Raw genomic sequence first — 22,745 nt, forward strand, 5'->3', positions numbered from 1 at the left:
AACCGGAAGGAGTCCAAGGTTATCGCTAATGAAGTAAGTAAGGATATGGATAGATAGTCTTATACTCGATGTTCAAGTTTTTCCATCCCATTGCCAATTATTGAACAGTGGGAAAACACAAGCCGAAGTAGGAGAGTTGTTAGGTGTTTCAGCTAATACTATTGATCGGGAATTAAAAAGAAAATAGGGCATTATCATTGTGATAGAAAGTTTTAATAACAAGACCGATAAAGTTGGCGATGATTTTAAGAAAACCTTTACTACGGGTAGTAAAGTTGATATTGCAGCAGGTATATTTTCTATTTATGGGTATGCAGCATTAAAAAAAGAACTCGATAAAATTAAGCAACTCAGGTTTATATTCACCGACCCTACCTTTATAGAACTGGATAAAAACAAAAGAGAGCAAAGACAGTTTCAAATCAATTCTAATCATCGAAAAAAAGCAATCAGTGGTTCTGATTTTGAGATAAATTTAAAAAATGAACTTACAGGGAAAGCTATTGCACAAGAATGTAAAAAATGGATTGAACAAAAGGCTTCCTTCAAAACAAATGCTGTAAATCAATACATACAACCGCATTTAAGATTAAAAAATGATAAAAGTAACTTTGTTTATATGGGGATCAATGAATTCACCAGTGCAGGACTAGGTTATCAAAAAGACAATACTATTTTAAATCAAATCATCAAAACGGATGATTTAGATACAACCCAGCAATATTCCCAAAATTTTGAAGATGTATGGAATGATGAAAAAGTATTAAAGGATGTTACAACAGAAGTCATTGACTACATAGCGGAGCTATATAAAGAAAACTCACCCGAATTTGTTTACTATGTAACCCTACATAATATTTTCAATGAATTTTTAGAAGATGTCTCTGAAGATGAACTTGCCAATGAAAAAACAGGCTTTAAAGAATCTGTTATATGGAACAAGCTCTATGATTTTCAGCGTGACGCTGTTTTAGGCATTATTAACAAATTAGAACGTCACAATGGCTGCATTTTGGCTGATAGTGTTGGTTTAGGTAAAACATTTTCAGCGTTAGGGGTTATTAAGTATTATCAAGAACGCAACCGCACTGTATTGGTACTCTGCCCTAAAAAACTAGGCGATAACTGGAAAACATTCTTAAATAATTATGATGACAACCCATTAATTAAAGACCGCTTTAATTACGATGTTTTGTATCACACCGATTTATCAAGAAACAGAGGATTTTCAAATGGCATTGATTTATCAAGAATTAACTGGGGAAATTATGACCTCGTGGTAATTGATGAGTCCCATAATTTCAGGAACAATGACCCGAAAAAAGATAAAATCACCCGTTACCAAAAATTACTTCACCAAGTCATGCAAGCAGGCGTTAAAACAAAGGTTTTAATGCTTTCAGCCACACCAGTAAATAATAAGTTTACTGACCTTAAAAACCAGATTGCGCTAGCTTATGAAGGGCAAACCCAAGTCATAGATAACCACATGGATGTTAGCCAATCAGTCGATAGCATTCTCAAGAACTCACAAAAAATATTTAATGGCTGGTCTAAATTAGATGATAAAGAACGTACTAGCCAACAACTTTTAAGCCGTTTAAATACAAATTTTGACTTCTTTAAATTACTCGATAGCGTCACCATTGCCCGAAGCCGAAAACATATCGAAAAATATTACGATATGGAGAAAATTGGCAAGTTTCCAACACGATTAAAGCCCATCACACACCGCTCGTATATTACAGAACTCAAAGGCTTTATTGGCATAGCCGAATTATACCAAGAACTATCCAAGCTGAACTTATGCACTTACTCACCTATGAACTATATTTTGGCTAGTAAGGTACAGTTTTATAGTGATTTATATGATACTGAAACCCATCAAGGCTCTAGCTTTAAGCAATCACATAGGGAACAAAGCCTGCAAACGCTTATGCGAGTCAACCTACTTAAACGGTTAGAGAGTTCAGTAGATTCCTTTAGAATTACCCTAGAAAAACTGGTTAATAGAATAGAAAGCAATATCAATAACATTGAAGACTTTGAACAAAATGGCACCAAAAGCTATGCCGATGAGCCACAGGTTAATGATATTAATTTAGATGTTGAAAGTGATGATTGGCTAGACACTGAGTTTAGTATTGGCGATAAAGTAAAAATCAACCTCGCGGATATGAATACATCAGGCTGGAAGATAGACTTACAAGAAGATTATGAAATAGCTAATGCTCTGCTCAATGAAATAAAACAAGTCACACCTGAGCATGATAAAAAACTACAAGACCTAAAACAATTTATAACCAATAAGACCAACAACCCCATTAATGACGTCAATAAAAAAATCATCATCTTTAGTGCCTTTTCGGACACCGTAGATTACCTATATAAAAACACAGCACTCTATAGCAAAGAACAGCATAACCTTGAGAGTGCGAAAATAACGGGATCAGATAAAAATAAAACCACATTAGACATTGCCAATGAATTTAATAATATCCTTATCAACTTCTCACCACGTTCTAAAAGTAGGGGCAACACAACCGCCCCAGAAATAGATATATTAATTGCCACCGACTGTATTTCAGAAGGGCAAAACCTGCAAGATTGTGACACCTTAATCAACTACGATATTCACTGGAATCCTGTAAGAATAATTCAACGCTTTGGGCGAGTGGATAGGATCGGGTCACAAAACGAAGTTATCCAGCTTATTAACTTCTGGCCGCAACTTTCCTTAGATGATTACATTAATTTAAAAAATAGAGTTGAAAGTAAAATGTTCATGGTGGATATGACTGCCACAGGTGAAGACAACGTATTAACTAATCAATCTTCTGATTTATTATTCAGGAAAAAACAACTGCAACAGCTACAAGATGAAGTTGTTGATATAGAAGATGTAGATACAGGCGTGTCTATTACGGACTTAGGGCTTAATGATTTCCGCATGGACTTAGTGAATTACATTAATGAAAATGGCAGTTTAGAGAGCGTCCCAAGTGGCATACATACTGTGTGTAATAAAATCATTGAAAAAGGCATCCATGAAGGGGTTATTTTTGTTCTAAAAAATATTAATAGTGACGTTAATATTGATAGTATCAACCAGCTACACCCGTTCTATCTTGTCTATATTAAAGAAAATGGGGAAATACTTTCTAATCACCTCAATGTAAAGCATACCCTTGATATATTAAGACTGCTCTCAAAAGGCAAAGATGAGCCAATTAGAGACGCTTACGAATACTTTAACTTAGAAACAGACGATGGTAATAATATGGATGCTTACTCAGACATGCTCGGTGATTCCATAAACGCTATATTAAATACCAAAGAAGAGAGTGATGTAGACAGCCTTTTTTCAGAAGGTGGAACTAGCGCATTAGTCAATAGTATTAAAGGGCTAGAAGACTTTGAATTACTCACCTTTACGGTCATAAAATAATGAGCTTACACCTACCTGATAGCGCATTAGTTAATCGATTTATAGCCAAAACCAAGTTCTATGAGAAAGCAGCTATAAGCTCTAAATTAAAAGATGATTTTGTTAATAAAATACAAAAAATCACTTGGCAATATAAGCTCTCAGAAAATACGTTAGGTATCAATAAAACAGCCGCCGTGACAGAAATACAAGTCTTTGAGATTGAATTAAAAGAGCAGCTTATTCCTAAAAACATTCTTGCGCTGATTGATAAAGTCATTCCTTATCAAATTCTTTATCAATTCAGATTTAATGAACATATTGCTTATGCTATTACTTTAAAAGGTTTAAGTGATATTGAAAAACCAATGCCAACAGATTATTACTTTTCAGAATGGAATGAGCCTGTTCAGTTTGATTTTACAGGCACAGACTTAGAGCAAGTCTACCAAAAGCTGATTAAAGCTTTTATTAAAAATCAAACAACAAAACAAAAGGATTTTAAGGTGGTTATCGAAACTGACCATAAAACCAAACAGCTAGAAAAAGACATTGCCTTACTGACTAAGAAAATCAGTAAAGAAAAGCAAATGAATAGAAAAGTCGAGTTGAACAAGACATTTTTAGATAAACAGCAGCAATTACAGCTTATAAAGGACGTATCGTGATCGAAAAATTAAAAATGCAAACCCCGAATATTACTGAGCAGAACATGGAACAGATTGCCAAGCTATTTCCTAATGTAATGACAGAGACCCAAGATGAAAATGGCAACAACAAAAGAGCCATTGATTTTGACCTATTAAAACAAAGTTTATCCAGTGTCTTAGTTGATAATGTCGATGAGCGTTACCGCTTAGATTGGCCTGGAAAGAAAGCCGCTTTATTAAAGGCCAATACACCTATCACTAAAACTCTACGCCCGTGCCGAGATGACAGCGTGAACTTTGATAGCACAGAAAACGTGTATATCGAAGGCGATAACTTTGAGGTATTGAAGATTTTACAAGAGTCATATCTAGGTAAAATCAAAATGATTTATATTGACCCGCCTTACAACACAGGCAAGGATTTTATTTATAAAGATAATTTCGCCGCTAAAAAAGCAGATTATGAAGAAGAACTAGGCACAACGGATGAGGAAGATAACAAGCTGTTTAGAAATACCGATACCAATGGCCGTTTTCATTCTGATTGGTTGAGTATGATGTATGAACGCTTGGTAGTTGCTAGAGATTTATTGAAAGAAGATGGGGTTATCTTTATCAGTATTGATGATAATGAGGTGCATAATTTAAGGAAAATTTGTGATGACGTTTTTGGGGAAGAGAATTTTGTAGCAGAAATTATTTGGCAATCTAAAAGTGGCGGCGGGCATGATGAAAAATGCATAGTTAAAGAATCGGAATACATAGTTTGTTTTTCTAAAACCAAAAATATAACTAAATTTGGCAGAAGGATTATTGAAAACCCAAACTATAAGTTGTCAGACCAAGACGAACCAATTCGAGGAAAGTACCTGACAAATAAATTAGATCGAATGATGAGGGGAGAGCACTATAGCGATGCTCTGAATTATTCAATTTTATCTCCTGATAATACAGAAATATGGCCTGGAAATACAGGAAAGAAGACTGGAGACTGGAACTGGCGGTGGAGTAGAACAAAAGTCGATTGGGGAATAAAAAATAATTTTATTGTAATAAAAAAAGGAAATAATAATAACTGGGCTGTATATTCCAAACAGTATGAAAAGATGGATCATCATGGGAAAGTGGTAGAAAGAAACTACCCATATAGAAATGTAGTGTTGTCTTCAGAATATAACACTACACAAGGAGGTAACGAGTTGCAGAAAATATTCATGGCTAATATTTTTGATTATGCAAAACCATCAAAATTTGTTGGGCACATATTAAAAATGAGTGGCGTAATGGATGACGATATTATAATTGATTTATTCTCAGGTTCTGCCACCACATCCCATGCCGTTATGCAACTCAACGCGGAAGACAAAGGCACGCGAAAATTCATCATGGTACAGCTCCCTGAAGCAACTGATGAAAAATCTGAAGCCTATAAAGCGGGCTACAAAAACATTGCAGAAATAGGTAAAGAGCGTATCCGACGAGCAGGTACTAATATAGTAGAAGACAACCAAAATAAAATAGGCATTGATAAACTGGATATTGGCTTTCGTGTCTATAAGACAGACTCAAGCAATATGGAAGAAGTCTATTACCACCCTGAACAGCTATCTCAAGATAACTTATTTTCTTTAGCAAGCAATATTAAGGAAGAGCGAACCCCTGATGATTTACTCACCCAAGTTATTTTAAATTTAGGGCTAGAGCTTAACCTACCGATAGAACAAAAGAAAATGCACGGTAACAGCGTATTTATTGTGCAAACTAACGCCTTAGTCGCCTGTTTTGATGACAATATCAACATACAAATCATTGATGAAATAGCCCAGTTACAGCCGTTTAGAGTGGTGTTTAAAGATGGTGGTTTTTCTGAAAGCAAAGACCGTATTAATCTTGAAGAACGTTTTAAAAGGCTTTCACATGAAACATTAATTACGGTGATATAACATGGCTAACGATATTAAATTACAGTTTAAACAGCAAGGCTACCAAAGTGATGCTACGCAAGCCGTGGTCGATTGTTTTGCAGGACAAACCAAGGGGCATAGAAAAGAAATAACGGAGCGAACAGAGCTGTTAGTCCATGAAATATTTGCCAATAAAAAGTTTGATTTGAATGACAAAGAACTGATTAAAAATGTTCAAGCCCTACAGAAAGAACAAGGGCTTAATACTAGCAAGCAACTAGAAACCTTAGACGGCACACCGAACTTCAGTATTGAAATGGAAACAGGGACGGGTAAAACCTATGTTTACACTAAATCCATGTTCGAACTGAATAAGAAATATGGCTGGAGTAAGTTTATTATTATGGTGCCATCGGTTGCAATCCGTGAAGGTGTGCATAAATCCCTAGAAATAACAGCAGATCATTTTCAGGATTTGTATGGCAAGAAAATCCGCTTTTCTATCTACAATACACAAAATAAATCCAATATTGTTAATATTAAAAGTTTTGCCAATACTGCAAATATTGAAGTGTTGATTATGAATTATCAGGCTTTTAATGCAAAGAAAAAAGATAAAGAAATTAGAGGGGAATCCGCAAGAAAAATTTATCAAAAACTTGATGCTCTTCAATCAGAACGCCCGATTGATATTATCAGCAGAGCCAGACCTATTCTAATTATTGATGAGCCGCAACGCTTTGGTAAGTCCGAAAGTTTATTTAAAGAATTTAACCCCTTGTGTGTGTTGCGCTATTCAGCAACCCATAAAAAAGACAAAAAATATAATGAAGTTTACAGACTAGATGCGATAGATGCTTATAACCAAAAGCTAGTTAAAAAAATCAAGGTAAAAGGCATTGAAGTACTGGGAAACAGCGGCACGAACAGTTATATTTTTTTAGATGCGATTAATATCCACCCTAAACTCTACCCTACTGCCAGCCTTGAATTTGAAATAAAGCAAAAAACAGGCATAAAAAAAGGTACTTAGAAAAATAACAGAAAAAGATAACTTGTTTAACTTATCCAATGAGTTGAAGCAGTATCAGTATTTTAGTTAATAGAAGATGTTGATGACTATATTGAGTTTTATTAATCATCAACGTTTTCATGAAACCCTGGACTATAAAAAACCAATGAATGTATATAGAGAAAGTATTTTAGCTGACATGAACAGCAGAATGAAGCGGCTTAGGAATCATCTCCTTACACACAAGTCTGATATAAGAGTGTAAAATCTCATTATTTTAGTAACGATGACTGAGACTTGGGCAGAAATGGAATTTTGTAATTTAGATTTAGGTGATTCACGGCTTAATAAAAGAGCAGTTAAATTGATAGAAACTTTTGTAAAAGCGCCTAAACTAAGCATTCCTCAGGCTTGCCAAGGCTGGGCTGAAACACAAGCGACTTATCGATTTTATGCAAATGAAAATGTGACATGGGAAAAGTTGTTAGTCGCCCATACAGATCAAGTTGAACAGCGCATTATAGTCAGTGAAGAGCCCGTTATTTTATGCTTACAAGATACGACAGAATTAGATTTTAATGGACAAGAAACTGAGGATTTAGGTCGCTTATCTTACGATGCCCAAAGAGGCATGTACTTGCATCCGACACTCTGCATTACACCAGACCGGCTCCCTTTAGGGGTTAGTGATGCGTGGATGTGGGCAAGAGGAAAAAGCAAAGCAGAAGATCAAAATAATCCCACGATAAAAGAAAGTGATCGCTGGATAGAAGGTTATGAACGTGTCGCTGAAATGGCCGAACGTTGCCCTAAAAGTCGGCTCGTTTATGTGGCCGATAGAGAAGGTGATATTTTAAGTCTTATGCAGAGAAGTAAGGCGTTAAATACGCCTGCTGACTGGCTAGTAAGAGCCAGGCATAACCGTAAATTATCAGCGGATGAAACACTGTGGGATAGCGTCGATAAGCAAGAGGTTATGAGTCGCGTTAGTTTTATTAAGCCACGAAAAAAAGGCGAAAAATCGCGACAAGTTCAGCAAGAAATTAAAGTGTTACGCTGCACTTTCCCCGTAAAAGGGAAAGAAGGTATTGAAGTAACTTTGGTTCAGGCAAAAGAAATCAACCCGCCTAAAGGGAAGTCACCGCTCATATGGCGCTTATTAAGCAATCGAAGGGTAGAAAGTGAAGATCAAGCCTGTGAGTTGATTGACTGGTATCGCTGTCGCTGGGAAATAGAAATGTTTTTTGATATTTTGAAAGTGGGCTGCAAGGTTGAAAAGCTTCAATTATCCAGTAAAGAGCGCATTGAAAAAGCCTTAGTCATGGCCATGGTTATTGCTTGGCGGGTGATGTATCTTATGCGCTTAGGTCGCATCTGTCCTGACTTGCCTGCTGAATTAATCTTTGATCCTTTAGAATGGAAATCATCTTATGGTTTATTGGACAAAAAGATACCCAAAAAAGTGCCTACACTGAATGCCGTGTTAAGAAATTTAGCGACATTGGGTGGTTTTTTAGGGCGTAAATCAGATGGTGACCCTGGTGCGAAAAGTATTTGGATCGGTTTTCAGAGGATTCAGGACTGCGTATATGGTATTCAAATGGCCAGAAAGCTAAAAGGCGTATTTTAGGACGCCCTTATTTCTACTGAATTAGTAGCTAAATTAGAAAGTTTTCAAGATAAAAAAGCGAGCCAGTTAGCGGTAGAAATAACTGAACAATTAGAGCGTAGTAAATTTTCAGTGTTGCCCGAAAGTGCGACTACAGATGAAGTATTGGCGTGGAGTACAGATTATTTTGAGCTAATGCGACAAAAATTTTCATCCGATGAAGCCATTGAAGAACATCTTAATTTAAGTTTTACCGAATGGTTACTTAAAAAATCAGCTCGAATTGCGCGTTCTGATGCTGATTGGCGACAATTTTCTAAGCGTGTTGAATCCTTTTTAAAACAAAACTACCTTGTCATTGTTTGCATGGTGGATGCTTTATCCGCTTTAAATACCGATTTATTATTAGAAAGCAGTTCTAAAATTGAACACTTAACCCGCTCTAGCGAAACCCTGTTTGCGCCCATCCCGACCTTAACCGAAATTGGCAAAATGGCATTAATTACAGGTACAGAAACCTGTGATTTACCTAGCGATAAAGAAACCGCCATTCGGCAACGCTATAAAAAATATTTACCTGAAGAGAAGTCTTTAAAATTTATCACCAGTTGGAAAGCCACAGATAAAAAATTTAATGAAAAAACAAATTTACTGGTGTTTTTTGAAAACAGAATCGATGAGCAATTACATAAATGTATTGAATTTAAAAATCATCGAAAGGATGTTAGCAATATATTAAGTCAAATGATGTCGTCTGTTGAGAAATGGAAAAAAGATGCAGGCTCTATGAATAGGGATGTGGTGTTTTTAATTACCGCCGATCATGGCATGACGGTTACCCAAGCAAGCTATGAGGGGGGTAATTTAGGTGACGTTAAAGAGCGAGTTTTTGAAGTGGCTAAATCCTATCAAAATAAAAACGAGGCTTTTTCTTATGTCCCTAATGCTGATAAAAATGCGTTTTTAATTCCTAAAAAACGCCTTAGGTTGACGAGAAAAGCCTTGTTATCACATGGCGGTTTAACCCCCGAAGAAGTGTTAATTCCTTTTGTTACCTTGACCTCTAAAATTCCTGACAGTATTAAAACGCCCTTAGAACTCAAAGTATTAAATGAAAAATGCCAGCGTGTTGCAGAAAAGTCATGGGAATTAAGTGTTGAATTAGTCGCCAGTGTTCGCGTAGATAATATCTGCATAAAATTTGAAGCTCCGTTTATAGGTGAAGCTTCTTTAACGACAATTGCCGAAAATAGTACTCAAAAATTACTGTTAAGTTTTTCAGCTCCTGTAGAGCAATCAGGATTAAGAACCTTATCGCTGCAATTAACTTATGACCGTACAGGTGCGCATGAAGTTAATAACAAACTAATAAATTGCCTTTTCACCAAACCCTTACTTGAAAAAGATTTTGCAACACAAAGTTATGAGGATATGTTTAGCTAATGAATAAAGAACAATTAGATTATAAAATTCGAGAAACCTTTAGCGAATTAATTATAGATAAAGCCTTAGTTAGACAATTGAAAATCCGTGATAATCGCAGTATTCCGAGCTTTGTTGAAGAATGGATGGTTTCAAGGTTTCAAACAGGTAATAAATCTGAGGCAGAAGTTCATAAAGAGATTACCGACTTTATGAGCAAGCATTTACCCTCTAAAACGGAAAAAGATAAAATTAAACGCCGTTTACAATTAGGTGAATCGGTTGTTTTGTTAGATCGTTTTGAAGTGCGGATTGATTTAGCGAATAACCGACAATTATTAACTATTCCTTGCTTAGATGAGCGTAACGCTACTATTACTCATGAAGTATTAGATACCAACGAATCCATGTTAGAAGGCGGACAATGGGGGGCGGGGCGTTTATCTTTGCGTGATGAAGGTAAGAAAAAGATTATTGAATTAAGTGAATTTCATCCTATGCAATCGGGTAAAGTCAATTTAACTCATTTAATCAAAGCGCGTGAACAATTCACTACCCGCGAATGGATTTATTTGTTATTGCGAACGATGGGGTATGAGCCTTTTGCCTATACTGAAAAACAGCAAAATCATTTGTTATTGCGTCTTTTACCGATGATTCAAAATAACTTGAATATGATGGAATTAGCCCCTAAAGGCACGGGTAAATCGTTTATTTTTTCTAATTTAAGTCGTCATGTTTGGTTGAACAGTGGTGGCGCATTAAGCAACGCGCAATTATTTAAAAATTTAACCACTAAAGAGATTGGTTTATTAGGCAAGCATGATGTGTTGGTGTTAGATGAAGGGCAGTCGATTAGTTTTAAAGGCGCGGATGATATTCATGCGAAGTTTAAGGATTATTTAGAGTCGGGGCATTACAGTATTGGTAATGACAAAATCACCAGTGAATGTGGTTTGATGATTTTGGCAAATATTGATTTATATGAGGATGGTGAGCCAAGGCGAGTGGATTATATTCGTCATTTGCCTGAGATGTTTCATGATAGTGCGTTAATAGATAGGTTTCACGGCATTATTGCGGGGTGGGAGATTCCGCGTTTTAGTACCGATAGTGCGGCGGATGGCTTAGGGATTAAGGCGGATGTGTTTGGTGAATATTTACATCAGTTACGCACGGTAAGTCATACGGAATTTCCTTTTGGTGATGTGCCTGAGTTGCATCTTAAAGATATGCGCGATTCTAATGCGGTGACACGTTTGGCGACAGCATTATCTAAGTTGTTATTGTTGAATCCTGAGCATCCTGATTATGAGGCTTATGTGTTGAATCCTGCTAAAGATTTGAGAACGCGAGTGAGGACGCAGTTAGCAGAGTTAGATCCGCATGAGTTTGAGGCGGGGTTGAAGGTGAGTTAAGTAGCTTGAAGTATTAGGCTTAATGAATAGAGCGTTTTAATTTTTAAAATAATATAGACTTTCAGAAAAATAACTTCCAAAAAAGCGAAGGTGATTATTGAAAGCTGGTTTATAATTTCCGCACCGACTGGCCTCATTCATAAGGAACATTTAAAGTGGGGGTTTGTGCATAAACGCGATATTTTTCGCTTAATGCGCTGCAATCCTTACAATACGCACTATGCAGAGGCCCTACGTTTTTACAAAGCCTAGCTTCACTTCTTCTCCTCCGTAATTTACGGCTGCAAAAAATCACCTCAAATTTAGATTTATTATGCTTCTAAATGAACTGTTCTGGCTAGCGCTGAGAAATCATGGCTATTTTCAGAGTCAGCAAAGGAATAAAATCCCGAAAAATTAATATGAAACCAGGCTACAGGCGATATTCGTTTTAACGCCTGTAGGTTTTCCGAGCGCCCTTCGTGCTCATTGAATTCTTTGAGTTCTGAGAGAATTTGAGCGTTATAGTGAATAACACAATTGGCAATCAAGCGCGCGCACACTCATTCCACAGTGTTAACTCTGCATGATGACTGCCTCTGAATTTCTTACCGTTCGTTTCAGCTATTACACGCCTTAACTGGTGGAATGCTTCGCCTCGATTGAGTCGGGTAATTTTTTTCCTAAAGGGATATTTTATAATCCCCCAGCAAATCCAGACAAGAAATCAAAGCAATCTTATTCCAAATTAGTTACTATTTGTAAAAAATTGGAGTATTAAAATGAGCAGAAAAAGAACGGTCTACAGTGCTGAATTTAAAAGCAAGTTGGTATTAGAAGTTTTAAAGAATGAAAAAACACTGCAAGAAATTGCCAGTGCAAATAACATCACACCTAAGAACCTACAAAACTGGAAAAAAATATTCTTAGACAATGCAGAAATAGCAATGGAGCCCTCCAAAGCCGTTAAAGATTACAAAGAGGATCTATTAGCAGCTCAAGAACAAAATGAGATGCTCACAAAAATCGTAGGAAAAATGACGGTTGAAAAGGAGTGGCTCGAAAAAAAGCTAAAAAGCTTGGACTCATCTGATAGAAAACAGTTGATTGAGCCCAAGCTTAACACTCTACCTCTAACACAGCAGTGTGCATTATTAGGATTAAATAGAAGCAATCTCTATTACAAAAAAAGAGAGAATAAAAAGAAAGAAGAGATCAAAACTCAGATTAATCACATTTTTAAAGACATCCCTATTTATGGTGCGGCTAAAGTACACCAGCAGTTGCTTGAAGGTGGTTTTAAAGTCAGTTTAAACACGGTGGCGAGTTATCGGCAGCAGATGGGCTTGAAAGCCGTATTAGCGGTAAAACAAGTCAATACAACGATCCCCATAAAAGAACATAAAAAATATACTTATAAGCTTAGAGATCTTGATATATCACACGCTAACCAAGTTTGGAGTACAGATATAACCTATATTAAAACCAAAGAAGGGATGGTTTATTTAGCGGCGATTATTGATTGGCACTCAAAAGCAGTGCTCGCCCATAAAATATCAAACACAATGGATTCTTTTTTAGTTATGGATGTATTAGATGAAGCGCTTTCTCTCTACGGAACACCTGAAATTTTTAATACGGATCAAGGCAGTCAATACACCAGTGAAATTCATACCCAACGACTAAAAAACAAAGGCATTACTATTTCTATGGATGGAAAAGGACGAGCAACGGATAATATTTGTATTGAACGGTTTTGGCGAAGTGCAAAATGTGAGCGTATTTATTTAAATGAATATGGTTCAATTAGAGCGTTAATAGAAGATGTTGATGACTATATTGAGTTTTATAATCATCAACGGTTTCATGAAACCCTGGACTATAAAAAACCAATGAATGTATATAGAGAAAGTATTTTAGCTAATGAACAGCAGAATGAAGCGGCTTAGGAATATGGAATAAGGATTGTTGAAAAATCTGTCTTGACTCTTTGGGGTGCTATATTTTTAACTAAAACTTTATATTCAAGATAGTCCATAAACAACCTCTTTAAGCTAATGCTAATGCGCGTAAACGCTGAACCTGTTCACAAATTTTCCGCCCAGCTTGTTTGATTTCTGCTTCGGTAGTATAACGACCAAAACTAATTCGCACCGCATTATAAAGCCTATCGCCTTCAATCCCCATCGCTCGTAATACATGCGAAGCTTCCATTGCACCACTGTTACACGCTGAACCTGAGGCAATCGCCACGGTTTCACGCAAAGCAATTAATAAAGCCTCTGAAGGTACATCCTCAAAACTCAGGTTAATAATATGCGGAACACTGTGTTGCGTATCACCATTAAGTTGTACACCGTCTAATTGACTCAAAGCCTCTAATAAACATTGTCTTAATTGCGTTAAATAATCCCAGTCCATTTGCAAGCGTTGTTGTTGTAAATTTAACGCCGTTGTCATTGCCACAATTTGATGTACGGGTAATGTGCCAGCGCGTAAACCTTGCTCCTGCCCTCCACCATGTAATAACGGCATTAATGCGGCTTTAGTTCGATGACGAATATACAAACAACCGATACCTTTAGGGGCGTAAAATTTATGTCCTGAAACGGAAAGAAAATCAATCGAGATTTGGTTTAAATCAATCGCCAATTTACCCGCACTTTGCGCTGCATCGATATGAAAAAACACCTGTTTTTGTTGGCATATCTCAGCAATAGCGGCAATATCTTGAATCATACCTGTTTCATTATTAACCTGCATCACTGAAACCAATAACGTTTCATCGCTGATTGCCGTCTCCAATTCATGCAAATCTAGCAAACCTTTACGATTAGGTCTTAAATAAGTCACCCGAAAACCTTGCCGCTCTAATTGTTTACAACAATCCAACACCGATTTATGTTCCGTTGCCGACGTAATAATATGCTTTTTGTGATGTGCTTGACTGTGAGCCAAACCTTTTAATACTAGGTTATTAGATTCAGTTGCCCCAGAAGTAAAAAAAATCTGTTTAGGCTGTGCATTGAAATGTGCCGCTATTTCAGAACGTGCATTTTCCACCGCTTGCTCTGCTTGTTCCCCTAACTGATGTTGTATTGAAGCAGGGTTAGCAAAAATTCCTGTGTGATTTAAGTAATGCAACATTTGCGAAACAGCTTCTTCAGCAACAGGTGTTGTTGCGGCATAATCAAGATAAATTGTCGTCATAAAAATTAAATAGGGTTATTTCAAGTTTAAAGCATAGCCTGAATAAGTTTAAATACACAATAAAAATCTACTTCTAATTACTATATAGTTCTATACTATAACCCCACATACTATAGAGTTTTATAGTTACCTATAATGAGGCTATGTCTATGAAAAATATAAAACTTGTGAGTATTTGGAATCCAAAGGGAGGACAAGGTAAGTCAATGCTTGCGATTAATTTAGCAGCGGCATCTATAGAAATTGGTATTAAACCAATGGTTATTTGTCAGGATCAGCAGGGAACATCAATAAACTATTTCAGAGAAGGAAACCTTAATTTTGAAGTCTTAGGTGAAATTCCCCAAGAAAAGCCCGATGTAGATATTGTCTTTTTTGACCATCAAGCTAGTGACTGGGAAGTTCCTAGTACCCATTTGCTCGTCATGCCTTTAAAACCTGCGCGTGACCAATATGCAACTTATATTGACGCGCTTAAACGTGCAAAAACTAAAAATAAAGAAGTTATTACCGTAGTAACTGGTGGACAGGCACACAGAAAAAGCGAAAAAAGCACCACTGCCTATTTAAAAGAGCAAGGTGCATTCGTTATTCCTTCTAGTGGCGTTTTTAGTCGCGCATCAGAAGACTATAGAAGTATTTTTGATAGCAGTATGAACAAAGCTTATAAGGTGGGTGAACGGCGACGTGAAATTTCAAAAATTCTTGGCGCAATTCTCCTCAAACAATCAGACAACTCTCAAAACTAAAGAAGAAAAGCCATGAACAATAAACCTGCTTGGATGAACCAAGAAGAACAGCGTGCTGACGAATTAACAGAAAATGAAATCAAACTATAATCCCCCAGCAAATCCAGACAAGAAATCAAAGCAATCTTATTCCAAATTAGTTACTATTTGTAAAAAATTGGAGTATTAAAATGAGCAGAAAAAGAACGGTCTACAGTGCTGAATTTAAAAGCAAGTTGGTATTAGAAGTTTTAAAGAATGAAAAAACACTGCAAGAAATTGCCAGTGCAAATAACATCACACCTAAGAACCTACAAAACTGGAAAAAAATATTCTTAGACAATGCAGAAATAGCAATGGAGCCCTCCAAAGCCGTTAAAGATTACAAAGAGGATCTATTAGCAGCTCAAGAACAAAATGAGATGCTCACAAAAATCGTAGGAAAAATGACGGTTGAAAAGGAGTGGCTCGAAAAAAAGCTAAAAAGCTTGGACTCATCTGATAGAAAACAGTTGATTGAGCCCAAGCTTAACACTCTACCTCTAACACAGCAGTGTGCATTATTAGGATTAAATAGAAGCAATCTCTATTACAAAAAAAGAGAGAATAAAAAGAAAGAAGAGATCAAAACTCAGATTAATCACATTTTTAAAGACATCCCTATTTATGGTGCGGCTAAAGTACACCAGCAGTTGCTTGAAGGTGGTTTTAAAGTCAGTTTAAACACGGTGGCGAGTTATCGGCAGCAGATGGGCTTGAAAGCCGTATTAGCGGTAAAACAAGTCAATACAACGATCCCCATAAAAGAACATAAAAAATATACTTATAAGCTTAGAGATCTTGATATATCACACGCTAACCAAGTTTGGAGTACAGATATAACCTATATTAAAACCAAAGAAGGGATGGTTTATTTAGCGGCGATTATTGATTGGCACTCAAAAGCAGTGCTCGCCCATAAAATATCAAACACAATGGATTCTTTTTTAGTTATGGATGTATTAGATGAAGCGCTTTCTCTCTACGGAACACCTGAAATTTTTAATACGGATCAAGGCAGTCAATACACCAGTGAAATTCATACCCAACGACTAAAAAACAAAGGCATTACTATTTCTATGGATGGAAAAGGACGAGCAACGGATAATATTTGTATTGAACGGTTTTGGCGAAGTGCAAAATGTGAGCGTATTTATTTAAATGAATATGGTTCAATTAGAGCGTTAATAGAAGATGTTGATGACTATATTGAGTTTTATAATCATCAACGGTTTCATGAAACCCTGGACTATAAAAAACCAATGAATGTATATAGAGAAAGTATTTTAGCTAATGAACAGCAGAATGAAGCGGCTTAGGAATATGGAATAAGGATTGTTGAAAAATCTGTCTTGACTCTTTGGGGTGCTATCATCTAATACATCCATAACTAAAAAAGAATCCATTGTGTTTGATATTTTATGGGCGAGCACTGCTTTTGAGTGCCAATCAATAATCGCCGCTAAATAAACCATCCCTTCTTTGGTTTTAATATAGGTTATATCTGTACTCCAAACTTGGTTAGCGTGTGATATATCAAGATCTCTAAGCTTATAAGTATATTTTTTATGTTCTTTTATGGGGATCGTTGTATTGACTTGTTTTACCGCTAATACGGCTTTCAAGCCCATCTGCTGCCGATAACTCGCCACCGTGTTTAAACTGACTTTAAAACCACCTTCAAGCAACTGCTGGTGTACTTTAGCCGCACCATAAATAGGGATGTCTTTAAAAATGTGATTAATCTGAGTTTTGATCTCTTCTTTCTTTTTATTCTCTCTTTTTTTGTAATAGAGATTGCTTCTATTTAATCCTAATAATGCACACTGCTGTGTTAGAGGTAGAGTGTTAAGCTTGGGCTCAATCAACTGTTTTCTATCAGATGAGTCCAAGCTTTTTAGCTTTTTTTCGAGCCACTCCTTTTCAACCGTCATTTTTCCTACGATTTTTGTGAGCATCTCATTTTGTTCTTGAGCTGCTAATAGATCCTCTTTGTAATCTTTAACGGCTTTGGAGGGCTCCATTGCTATTTCTGCATTGTCTAAGAATATTTTTTTCCAGTTTTGTAGGTTCTTAGGTGTGATGTTATTTGCACTGGCAATTTCTTGCAGTGTTTTTTCATTCTTTAAAACTTCTAATACCAACTTGCTTTTAAATTCAGCACTGTAGACCGTTCTTTTTCTGCTCATTTTAATACTCCAATTTTTTACAAATAGTAACTAATTTGGAATAAGATTGCTTTGATTTCTTGTCTGGATTTGCTGGGGGATTATACCTCGTCCCGACCCAACAAGGGGTCGGAACATAGACTCCAAATGACTTGACGCCGTGTCGGATGGCCTTTTATTTTGTCTCCACCTTCGCTAACGCTCAGACTCCGACAAAACAACGGCCCTACGGCTATCGCGGACTAAAAATCTTCACTTCGCTTAGGCTACGTTTCCCTGATTTTCAGCGTTAGCTGAGGAAGCTATCAAAATGCTCTTAATAAAATACGGAGAGAATACTAAAAATTTATAGTATAGAATTTGATACTATAAAACTCTATAGTTTTATTTGTACGTTATATATTAACTTTAAAAATATAAATCAATGACAGCTAACAAACAACTTAAAAAGCCTCCAGTCGACAATAGCGAGTATTCAACATGATTTGTTTGCTCAATTTTTAACAAACATGAAAATAATGTTTCTAATACAATTGAATATTGGGAACGCATACCAAAATACTTCATTATAGCACCCCAAAGAGTCAAGACAGATTTTTCAACAATCCTTATTCCATATTCCTAAGCCGCTTCATTCTGCTGTTCATTAGCTAAAATACTTTCTCTATATACATTCATTGGTTTTTTATAGTCCAGGGTTTCATGAAACCGTTGATGATTATAAAACTCAATATAGTCATCAACATCTTCTATTAACGCTCTAATTGAACCATATTCATTTAAATAAATACGCTCACATTTTGCACTTCGCCAAAACCGTTCAATACAAATATTATCCGTTGCTCGTCCTTTTCCATCCATAGAAATAGTAATGCCTTTGTTTTTTAGTCGTTGGGTATGAATTTCACTGGTGTATTGACTGCCTTGATCCGTATTAAAAATTTCAGGTGTTCCGTAGAGAGAAAGCGCTTCATCTAATACATCCATAACTAAAAAAGAATCCATTGTGTTTGATATTTTATGGGCGAGCACTGCTTTTGAGTGCCAATCAATAATCGCCGCTAAATAAACCATCCCTTCTTTGGTTTTAATATAGGTTATATCTGTACTCCAAACTTGGTTAGCGTGTGATATATCAAGATCTCTAAGCTTATAAGTATATTTTTTATGTTCTTTTATGGGGATCGTTGTATTGACTTGTTTTACCGCTAATACGGCTTTCAAGCCCATCTGCTGCCGATAACTCGCCACCGTGTTTAAACTGACTTTAAAACCACCTTCAAGCAACTGCTGGTGTACTTTAGCCGCACCATAAATAGGGATGTCTTTAAAAATGTGATTAATCTGAGTTTTGATCTCTTCTTTCTTTTTATTCTCTCTTTTTTTGTAATAGAGATTGCTTCTATTTAATCCTAATAATGCACACTGCTGTGTTAGAGGTAGAGTGTTAAGCTTGGGCTCAATCAACTGTTTTCTATCAGATGAGTCCAAGCTTTTTAGCTTTTTTTCGAGCCACTCCTTTTCAACCGTCATTTTTCCTACGATTTTTGTGAGCATCTCATTTTGTTCTTGAGCTGCTAATAGATCCTCTTTGTAATCTTTAACGGCTTTGGAGGGCTCCATTGCTATTTCTGCATTGTCTAAGAATATTTTTTTCCAGTTTTGTAGGTTCTTAGGTGTGATGTTATTTGCACTGGCAATTTCTTGCAGTGTTTTTTCATTCTTTAAAACTTCTAATACCAACTTGCTTTTAAATTCAGCACTGTAGACCGTTCTTTTTCTGCTCATTTTAATACTCCAATTTTTTACAAATAGTAACTAATTTGGAATAAGATTGCTTTGATTTCTTGTCTGGATTTGCTGGGGGATTATACCTTTATCCTGTTCTAGAACATAATTAATGTTACCTATAATTCTGTCGGAATCATAGCTGCTTACTAATTCTTTTATTATTATAGGGCCAATACCATGATACTGAAGTAACTCTATTACCTCATTGTTTTTGCTATCCATTTTCCCTTGAGAAACTTCAGATGTTTTACGAGTAAAAGTTACTATGTTCCCAAGAATTGATATTGTGTATCCTGGTAAATGGTTAGATTCTGATATCCTATTTAAATTATATTTAAGCTTTACAATAGGAGCTGTTGCCCCCAATTTGTTACGCAAGGTTTCTAATCCAATACTCCAAGACTTCTGTTTTCCACAGTGCTTTCTAGCTAATTCATACAACCTTCTTTCTGTCGGTTTTCTAAGCCTAAAATATTCTTTATCGATAGTAAGAATTTCTTTACCTATTATAGAGTTATAAAACCAATCAGAAAGTTTTACCTCAATGCCAATCATTCGTCCGTTGTCTGGATGCTTTTCAACAATCTTAAATGATTCCAAAATAGCAAAATTTTCTATAACTCTCGTACCATTTGTTACAATATTTGTTTCAATTCTAGTCCCCACAAGGCGAGCTAAAGCTTCTCGTAATATTTGATAGCCTTTACCACCAGTTTGTCTATTGGTTGATACTAGAAAATCATATGCAACAAACCTAACATTTTGAGCAGGAATATCTCCTTTATTTACATTGCTTATTAAGCTACTCGCAATATAAAGCAAAACATCCTTATCATGAATAGTAGCTAACCCATCTACATAACTTGGTGTTATCTTAATTCGGTCTCCATTATTACTTTCATACTCAAGCACTCTAAAGTCAGTTTTTGTAGATAAGCTGAACACAGGATGTTCCATAGAGGCTAAATCATCTTTATATGTATCAAAAACATCACAACTAAAAAAATTTTGTTGTTTATGCCTTATAGGAAGTAGAGGATTGGCCATTGATATTCGTGCTTCTAGGAATTATTGATAATGATTTTAATGCAAAAAGTGTCGTGCTTCTAGGAATTTATATAAAATATCATTAAAACTATTAAAAATGAGTGTATTTTAATTTTGGCGAAGGTATTGAGACTCCTCATATCCTTCTAAATATAGGAGTGTTACTTTACGGATTAACGTTCGTTACTTTACGGATTAAAGTGTTACTTTACGGATTCAGAGTTGTTACTTTACGGATGTTTATTTCGTTACTTTACGAATCTCTTATATTTATAAGTTCATAATAAATATAAATTTTATTAGAAAAAGTCCTCCTCTAACAAATAAGTATTAACTATATTTAACTACAACAGATTAGAAATGAGATGAAAACAATTATCACTGGGGTGTTCTTTTGGAAAAAAGCAAACCTGCCTATGGCTAAAAAAGTAATGGAAGAACGTTCACGTAAGCGTCAATTACAAGGTTTACCGCCTCGCGTGGAAAAACTACTGGTGGCTTTCGCTTGAGTGGTAGTGCCTTAAGTTGGCGCATATGGGGCGAATAGCCCTGTTATGTTGATTCTCCAAACTCCGTTTTAAAATTATCATTTGGATTTGCTTCAAAATGGTGTTCAAGATAGTTCTTTATCATTTCCTCTGTCATTTGACCCACCGTCACACAAAATTACAGTTGATAGACCTTTAAGACATCTCCTTACACACAAGTCTGATATAAGAGTGTAAAATCTCATTATTTTAGTAACGATGACTGAGACTTGGGCAGAAATGGAATTTTGTAATTTAGATTTAGGTGATTCACGGCTTAATAAAAGAGCAGTTAAATTGATAGAAACTTTTGTAAAAGCGCCTAAACTAAGCATTCCTCAGGCTTGCCAAGGCTGGGCTGAAACACAAGCGACTTATCGATTTTATGCAAATGAAAATGTGACATGGGAAAAGTTGTTAGTCGCCCATACAGATCAAGTTGAACAGCGCATTATAGTCAGTGAAGAGCCCGTTATTTTATGCTTACAAGATACGACAGAATTAGATTTTAATGGACAAGAAACTGAGGATTTAGGTCGCTTATCTTACGATGCCCAAAGAGGCATGTACTTGCATCCGACACTCTGCATTACACCAGACCGGCTCCCTTTAGGGGTTAGTGATGCGTGGATGTGGGCAAGAGGAAAAAGCAAAGCAGAAGATCAAAATAATCCCACGATAAAAGAAAGTGATCGCTGGATAGAAGGTTATGAACGTGTCGCTGAAATGGCCGAACGTTGCCCTAAAAGTCGGCTCGTTTATGTGGCCGATAGAGAAGGTGATATTTTAAGTCTTATGCAGAGAAGTAAGGCGTTAAATACGCCTGCTGACTGGCTAGTAAGAGCCAGGCATAACCGTAAATTATCAGCGGATGAAACACTGTGGGATAGCGTCGATAAGCAAGAGGTTATGAGTCGCGTTAGTTTTATTAAGCCACGAAAAAAAGGCGAAAAATCGCGACAAGTTCAGCAAGAAATTAAAGTGTTACGCTGCACTTTCCCCGTAAAAGGGAAAGAAGGTATTGAAGTAACTTTGGTTCAGGCAAAAGAAATCAACCCGCCTAAAGGGAAGTCACCGCTCATATGGCGCTTATTAAGCAATCGAAGGGTAGAAAGTGAAGATCAAGCCTGTGAGTTGATTGACTGGTATCGCTGTCGCTGGGAAATAGAAATGTTTTTTGATATTTTGAAAGTGGGCTGCAAGGTTGAAAAGCTTCAATTATCCAGTAAAGAGCGCATTGAAAAAGCCTTAGTCATGGCCATGGTTATTGCTTGGCGGGTGATGTATCTTATGCGCTTAGGTCGCATCTGTCCTGACTTGCCTGCTGAATTAATCTTTGATCCTTTAGAATGGAAATCATCTTATGGTTTATTGGACAAAAAGATACCCAAAAAAGTGCCTACACTGAATGCCGTGTTAAGAAATTTAGCGACATTGGGTGGTTTTTTAGGGCGTAAATCAGATGGTGACCCTGGTGCGAAAAGTATTTGGATCGGTTTTCAGAGGATTCAGGACTGCGTATATGGTATTCAAATGGCCAGAAAGCTAAAAGGCGTATTTTAGGACTTGTGTGTAAGGAGGTGCCTTTTATCCTGCGCATTATTTCACTCGGGGCTATATTCGGTGGCGCAGAAACTACTATACTTCGTTACCCAGACAAAATGATATTCGATGTTGTAAACTGTGTGACTGCCGTAGCGATAATCCATTCACTGATTATAACATTTGAGATAAATCTGTTCGCCTGAAAGGCGAAGGTTTTAACCTTGCGAATGGAAAATAAATGGATTGTTAATTCTCAAAAAGCAACGACT

General features: G+C 36.4%; 20 protein-coding genes and 1 pseudogene. 14 read left to right on the forward strand and 7 right to left on the reverse strand.

Annotated features, from left to right (window positions below; translation table 11 throughout):
- Positions 1-100 precede the first annotated feature (100 nt).
- The 8 genes from K6984_RS36520 (at position 101) to brxL (ending at position 11,442) form a co-directional block, all read left to right on the forward strand.
- Positions 101-187 (forward strand): helix-turn-helix domain-containing protein, encoded by an 87-nt coding sequence (locus K6984_RS36520; protein ID WP_420831697.1) that lies wholly within the window; start codon positions 101-103, stop codon positions 185-187.
- A gap of 12 nt (positions 188-199) precedes the next feature.
- The gene (locus tag K6984_RS22690) at positions 200-3,448 is read left to right on the forward strand and encodes a helicase-related protein (RefSeq protein ID WP_221897551.1); all 3,249 of its coding nucleotides are present in this window, start codon (positions 200-202) and stop codon (positions 3,446-3,448) included.
- Complete coding sequence (locus tag K6984_RS22695) at positions 3,448-4,095, forward strand: DUF4391 domain-containing protein (RefSeq protein ID WP_221897552.1); 648 nt, start codon at positions 3,448-3,450, stop codon at positions 4,093-4,095. Before K6984_RS22690 ends, K6984_RS22695 begins: the two co-directional genes overlap by 1 nt.
- Before the next feature lie 44 nt (positions 4,096-4,139).
- Positions 4,140-6,020, forward strand: coding sequence for a site-specific DNA-methyltransferase (locus K6984_RS22700; RefSeq protein WP_230988250.1), 1,881 nt, complete (start codon positions 4,140-4,142; stop codon positions 6,018-6,020).
- A gap of 1 nt (position 6,021) precedes the next feature.
- On the forward strand, positions 6,022-7,014 hold the full coding sequence (locus tag K6984_RS22705) for a DEAD/DEAH box helicase family protein (protein ID WP_230988251.1): 993 nt from the start codon (positions 6,022-6,024) through the stop codon (positions 7,012-7,014).
- A gap of 265 nt (positions 7,015-7,279) precedes the next feature.
- The gene (locus tag K6984_RS22710) at positions 7,280-8,623 is read left to right on the forward strand and encodes an IS4 family transposase (protein ID WP_420831625.1); all 1,344 of its coding nucleotides are present in this window, start codon (positions 7,280-7,282) and stop codon (positions 8,621-8,623) included.
- Between the two features lie 111 nt (positions 8,624-8,734).
- Positions 8,735-10,045, forward strand: coding sequence for a PglZ domain-containing protein (locus K6984_RS22715; protein ID WP_221897553.1), 1,311 nt, complete (start codon positions 8,735-8,737; stop codon positions 10,043-10,045).
- A complete protein-coding gene (gene brxL / locus K6984_RS22720) occupies positions 10,045-11,442 on the forward strand; it encodes a BREX system Lon protease-like protein BrxL (protein ID WP_087869664.1) in 1,398 nt (465 codons plus the stop codon). Before K6984_RS22715 ends, brxL begins: the two co-directional genes overlap by 1 nt.
- A gap of 311 nt (positions 11,443-11,753) precedes the next feature.
- Here brxL and K6984_RS22725 read toward each other — a convergent pair whose 3' ends face one another.
- Both K6984_RS22725 and K6984_RS36525 read right to left on the reverse strand, forming a co-directional pair.
- Positions 11,754-11,972, reverse strand: a complete 219-nt coding sequence (locus K6984_RS22725) for a Tn3 family transposase (RefSeq protein ID WP_221897554.1) — start codon at positions 11,970-11,972, stop codon at positions 11,754-11,756.
- The gene (locus tag K6984_RS36525; protein WP_221897562.1) at positions 11,969-12,136 is read right to left on the reverse strand and encodes a Tn3 family transposase; all 168 of its coding nucleotides are present in this window, start codon (positions 12,134-12,136) and stop codon (positions 11,969-11,971) included. The genes K6984_RS22725 and K6984_RS36525 overlap by 4 nt, the downstream gene beginning before the upstream one ends.
- Before the next feature lie 67 nt (positions 12,137-12,203).
- On the opposite strand from K6984_RS36525, the gene K6984_RS22735 reads away from it, so the two are divergent.
- Positions 12,204-13,370 carry an IS3 family transposase gene (locus tag K6984_RS22735; protein WP_087870166.1) on the forward strand — a complete coding sequence of 389 codons (1,167 nt, stop codon included), beginning with the start codon at positions 12,204-12,206 and terminating at the stop codon, positions 13,368-13,370.
- A gap of 100 nt (positions 13,371-13,470) precedes the next feature.
- Here K6984_RS22735 and K6984_RS22740 read toward each other — a convergent pair whose 3' ends face one another.
- Positions 13,471-14,631 (reverse strand): cysteine desulfurase family protein, encoded by a 1,161-nt coding sequence (locus K6984_RS22740; RefSeq protein WP_087869665.1) that lies wholly within the window; start codon positions 14,629-14,631, stop codon positions 13,471-13,473.
- A gap of 143 nt (positions 14,632-14,774) precedes the next feature.
- On the opposite strand from K6984_RS22740, the gene K6984_RS22745 reads away from it, so the two are divergent.
- The gene (locus K6984_RS22745; protein ID WP_230988252.1) at positions 14,775-15,380 is read left to right on the forward strand and encodes a P-loop NTPase family protein; all 606 of its coding nucleotides are present in this window, start codon (positions 14,775-14,777) and stop codon (positions 15,378-15,380) included.
- A 170-nt stretch (positions 15,381-15,550) separates the two neighbouring features.
- Positions 15,551-16,717, forward strand: a complete 1,167-nt coding sequence (locus K6984_RS22750; RefSeq protein ID WP_087870166.1) for an IS3 family transposase — start codon at positions 15,551-15,553, stop codon at positions 16,715-16,717.
- On the opposite strand, the gene K6984_RS22755 is transcribed toward K6984_RS22750, so the two are convergent.
- Positions 16,685-17,587, reverse strand: coding sequence for an IS3 family transposase (locus K6984_RS22755; RefSeq protein ID WP_221897555.1), 903 nt, complete (start codon positions 17,585-17,587; stop codon positions 16,685-16,687). The genes K6984_RS22750 and K6984_RS22755 overlap by 33 nt on opposite strands.
- A 146-nt stretch (positions 17,588-17,733) precedes the next feature.
- Here K6984_RS22755 and K6984_RS34590 point away from each other — a divergent pair, with 146 nt between their 5' ends.
- Positions 17,734-17,859, forward strand: coding sequence for a hypothetical protein (locus tag K6984_RS34590; protein WP_263458610.1), 126 nt, complete (start codon positions 17,734-17,736; stop codon positions 17,857-17,859).
- 328 nt (positions 17,860-18,187) lie between these two features.
- Here the strand turns inward: K6984_RS34590 and K6984_RS22760 are convergent, their stop codons facing one another.
- Positions 18,188-19,354 (reverse strand): IS3 family transposase, encoded by a 1,167-nt coding sequence (locus K6984_RS22760; RefSeq protein ID WP_087870166.1) that lies wholly within the window; start codon positions 19,352-19,354, stop codon positions 18,188-18,190.
- A gap of 30 nt (positions 19,355-19,384) precedes the next feature.
- Positions 19,385-20,404 carry a replication initiator protein A gene (locus K6984_RS22765; RefSeq protein WP_221897556.1) on the reverse strand — a complete coding sequence of 340 codons (1,020 nt, stop codon included), beginning with the start codon at positions 20,402-20,404 and terminating at the stop codon, positions 19,385-19,387.
- A gap of 365 nt (positions 20,405-20,769) precedes the next feature.
- Here K6984_RS22765 and K6984_RS22770 point away from each other — a divergent pair, with 365 nt between their 5' ends.
- Positions 20,770-20,913 (forward strand): hypothetical protein, encoded by a 144-nt coding sequence (locus tag K6984_RS22770; RefSeq protein ID WP_167374225.1) that lies wholly within the window; start codon positions 20,770-20,772, stop codon positions 20,911-20,913.
- Positions 20,914-21,150: 237 nt separating this feature from the next.
- Entirely contained in the window at positions 21,151-22,494 is a 1,344-nt protein-coding gene (locus K6984_RS22775) for an IS4 family transposase (RefSeq protein WP_420831625.1), read from the forward strand.
- A gap of 13 nt (positions 22,495-22,507) precedes the next feature.
- On the opposite strand, the pseudogene K6984_RS22780 reads toward K6984_RS22775, so the two are convergent.
- Positions 22,508-22,640 (reverse strand): annotated as a pseudogene (locus tag K6984_RS22780) (IS200/IS605 family transposase); the annotation flags it as partial.
- Positions 22,641-22,745 lie beyond the last annotated feature (105 nt).

The sequence above is a fragment of the Bathymodiolus japonicus methanotrophic gill symbiont genome (assembly GCF_019721995.1).
Classification (GTDB): Bacteria; Pseudomonadota; Gammaproteobacteria; order Methylococcales; family Methylomonadaceae; genus Methyloprofundus.

Excerpts from the sequence above, each read along its gene's own strand:
- K6984_RS22735 (WP_087870166.1), top strand. The coding sequence starts at position 12,204 with ATGAGCAGAAAAAGAACGGTCTACAGTGCTGAATTTAAAAGCAAGTTG.
- K6984_RS22710 (WP_420831625.1), top strand. The coding sequence starts at position 7,280 with ATGACTGAGACTTGGGCAGAAATGGAATTTTGTAATTTAGATTTAGGT.
- K6984_RS22695 (WP_221897552.1), top strand. The coding sequence starts at position 3,448 with ATGAGCTTACACCTACCTGATAGCGCATTAGTTAATCGATTTATAGCC.
- K6984_RS22755 (WP_221897555.1), bottom strand. The coding sequence starts at position 17,587 with ATGAGCAGAAAAAGAACGGTCTACAGTGCTGAATTTAAAAGCAAGTTG.
- K6984_RS22765 (WP_221897556.1), bottom strand. The coding sequence starts at position 20,404 with ATGGCCAATCCTCTACTTCCTATAAGGCATAAACAACAAAATTTTTTT.
- K6984_RS22740 (WP_087869665.1), bottom strand. The coding sequence starts at position 14,631 with ATGACGACAATTTATCTTGATTATGCCGCAACAACACCTGTTGCTGAA.
- K6984_RS22750 (WP_087870166.1), top strand. The coding sequence starts at position 15,551 with ATGAGCAGAAAAAGAACGGTCTACAGTGCTGAATTTAAAAGCAAGTTG.
- K6984_RS34590 (WP_263458610.1), top strand. The coding sequence starts at position 17,734 with ATGGCCTTTTATTTTGTCTCCACCTTCGCTAACGCTCAGACTCCGACA.
- K6984_RS22705 (WP_230988251.1), top strand. The coding sequence starts at position 6,022 with ATGGCTAACGATATTAAATTACAGTTTAAACAGCAAGGCTACCAAAGT.
- K6984_RS22745 (WP_230988252.1), top strand. The coding sequence starts at position 14,775 with ATGTCTATGAAAAATATAAAACTTGTGAGTATTTGGAATCCAAAGGGA.
- K6984_RS22770 (WP_167374225.1), top strand. The coding sequence starts at position 20,770 with ATGAAAACAATTATCACTGGGGTGTTCTTTTGGAAAAAAGCAAACCTG.
- K6984_RS22775 (WP_420831625.1), top strand. The coding sequence starts at position 21,151 with ATGACTGAGACTTGGGCAGAAATGGAATTTTGTAATTTAGATTTAGGT.
- K6984_RS22700 (WP_230988250.1), top strand. The coding sequence starts at position 4,140 with ATGGAACAGATTGCCAAGCTATTTCCTAATGTAATGACAGAGACCCAA.
- K6984_RS22760 (WP_087870166.1), bottom strand. The coding sequence starts at position 19,354 with ATGAGCAGAAAAAGAACGGTCTACAGTGCTGAATTTAAAAGCAAGTTG.
- brxL (WP_087869664.1), top strand. The coding sequence starts at position 10,045 with ATGAATAAAGAACAATTAGATTATAAAATTCGAGAAACCTTTAGCGAA.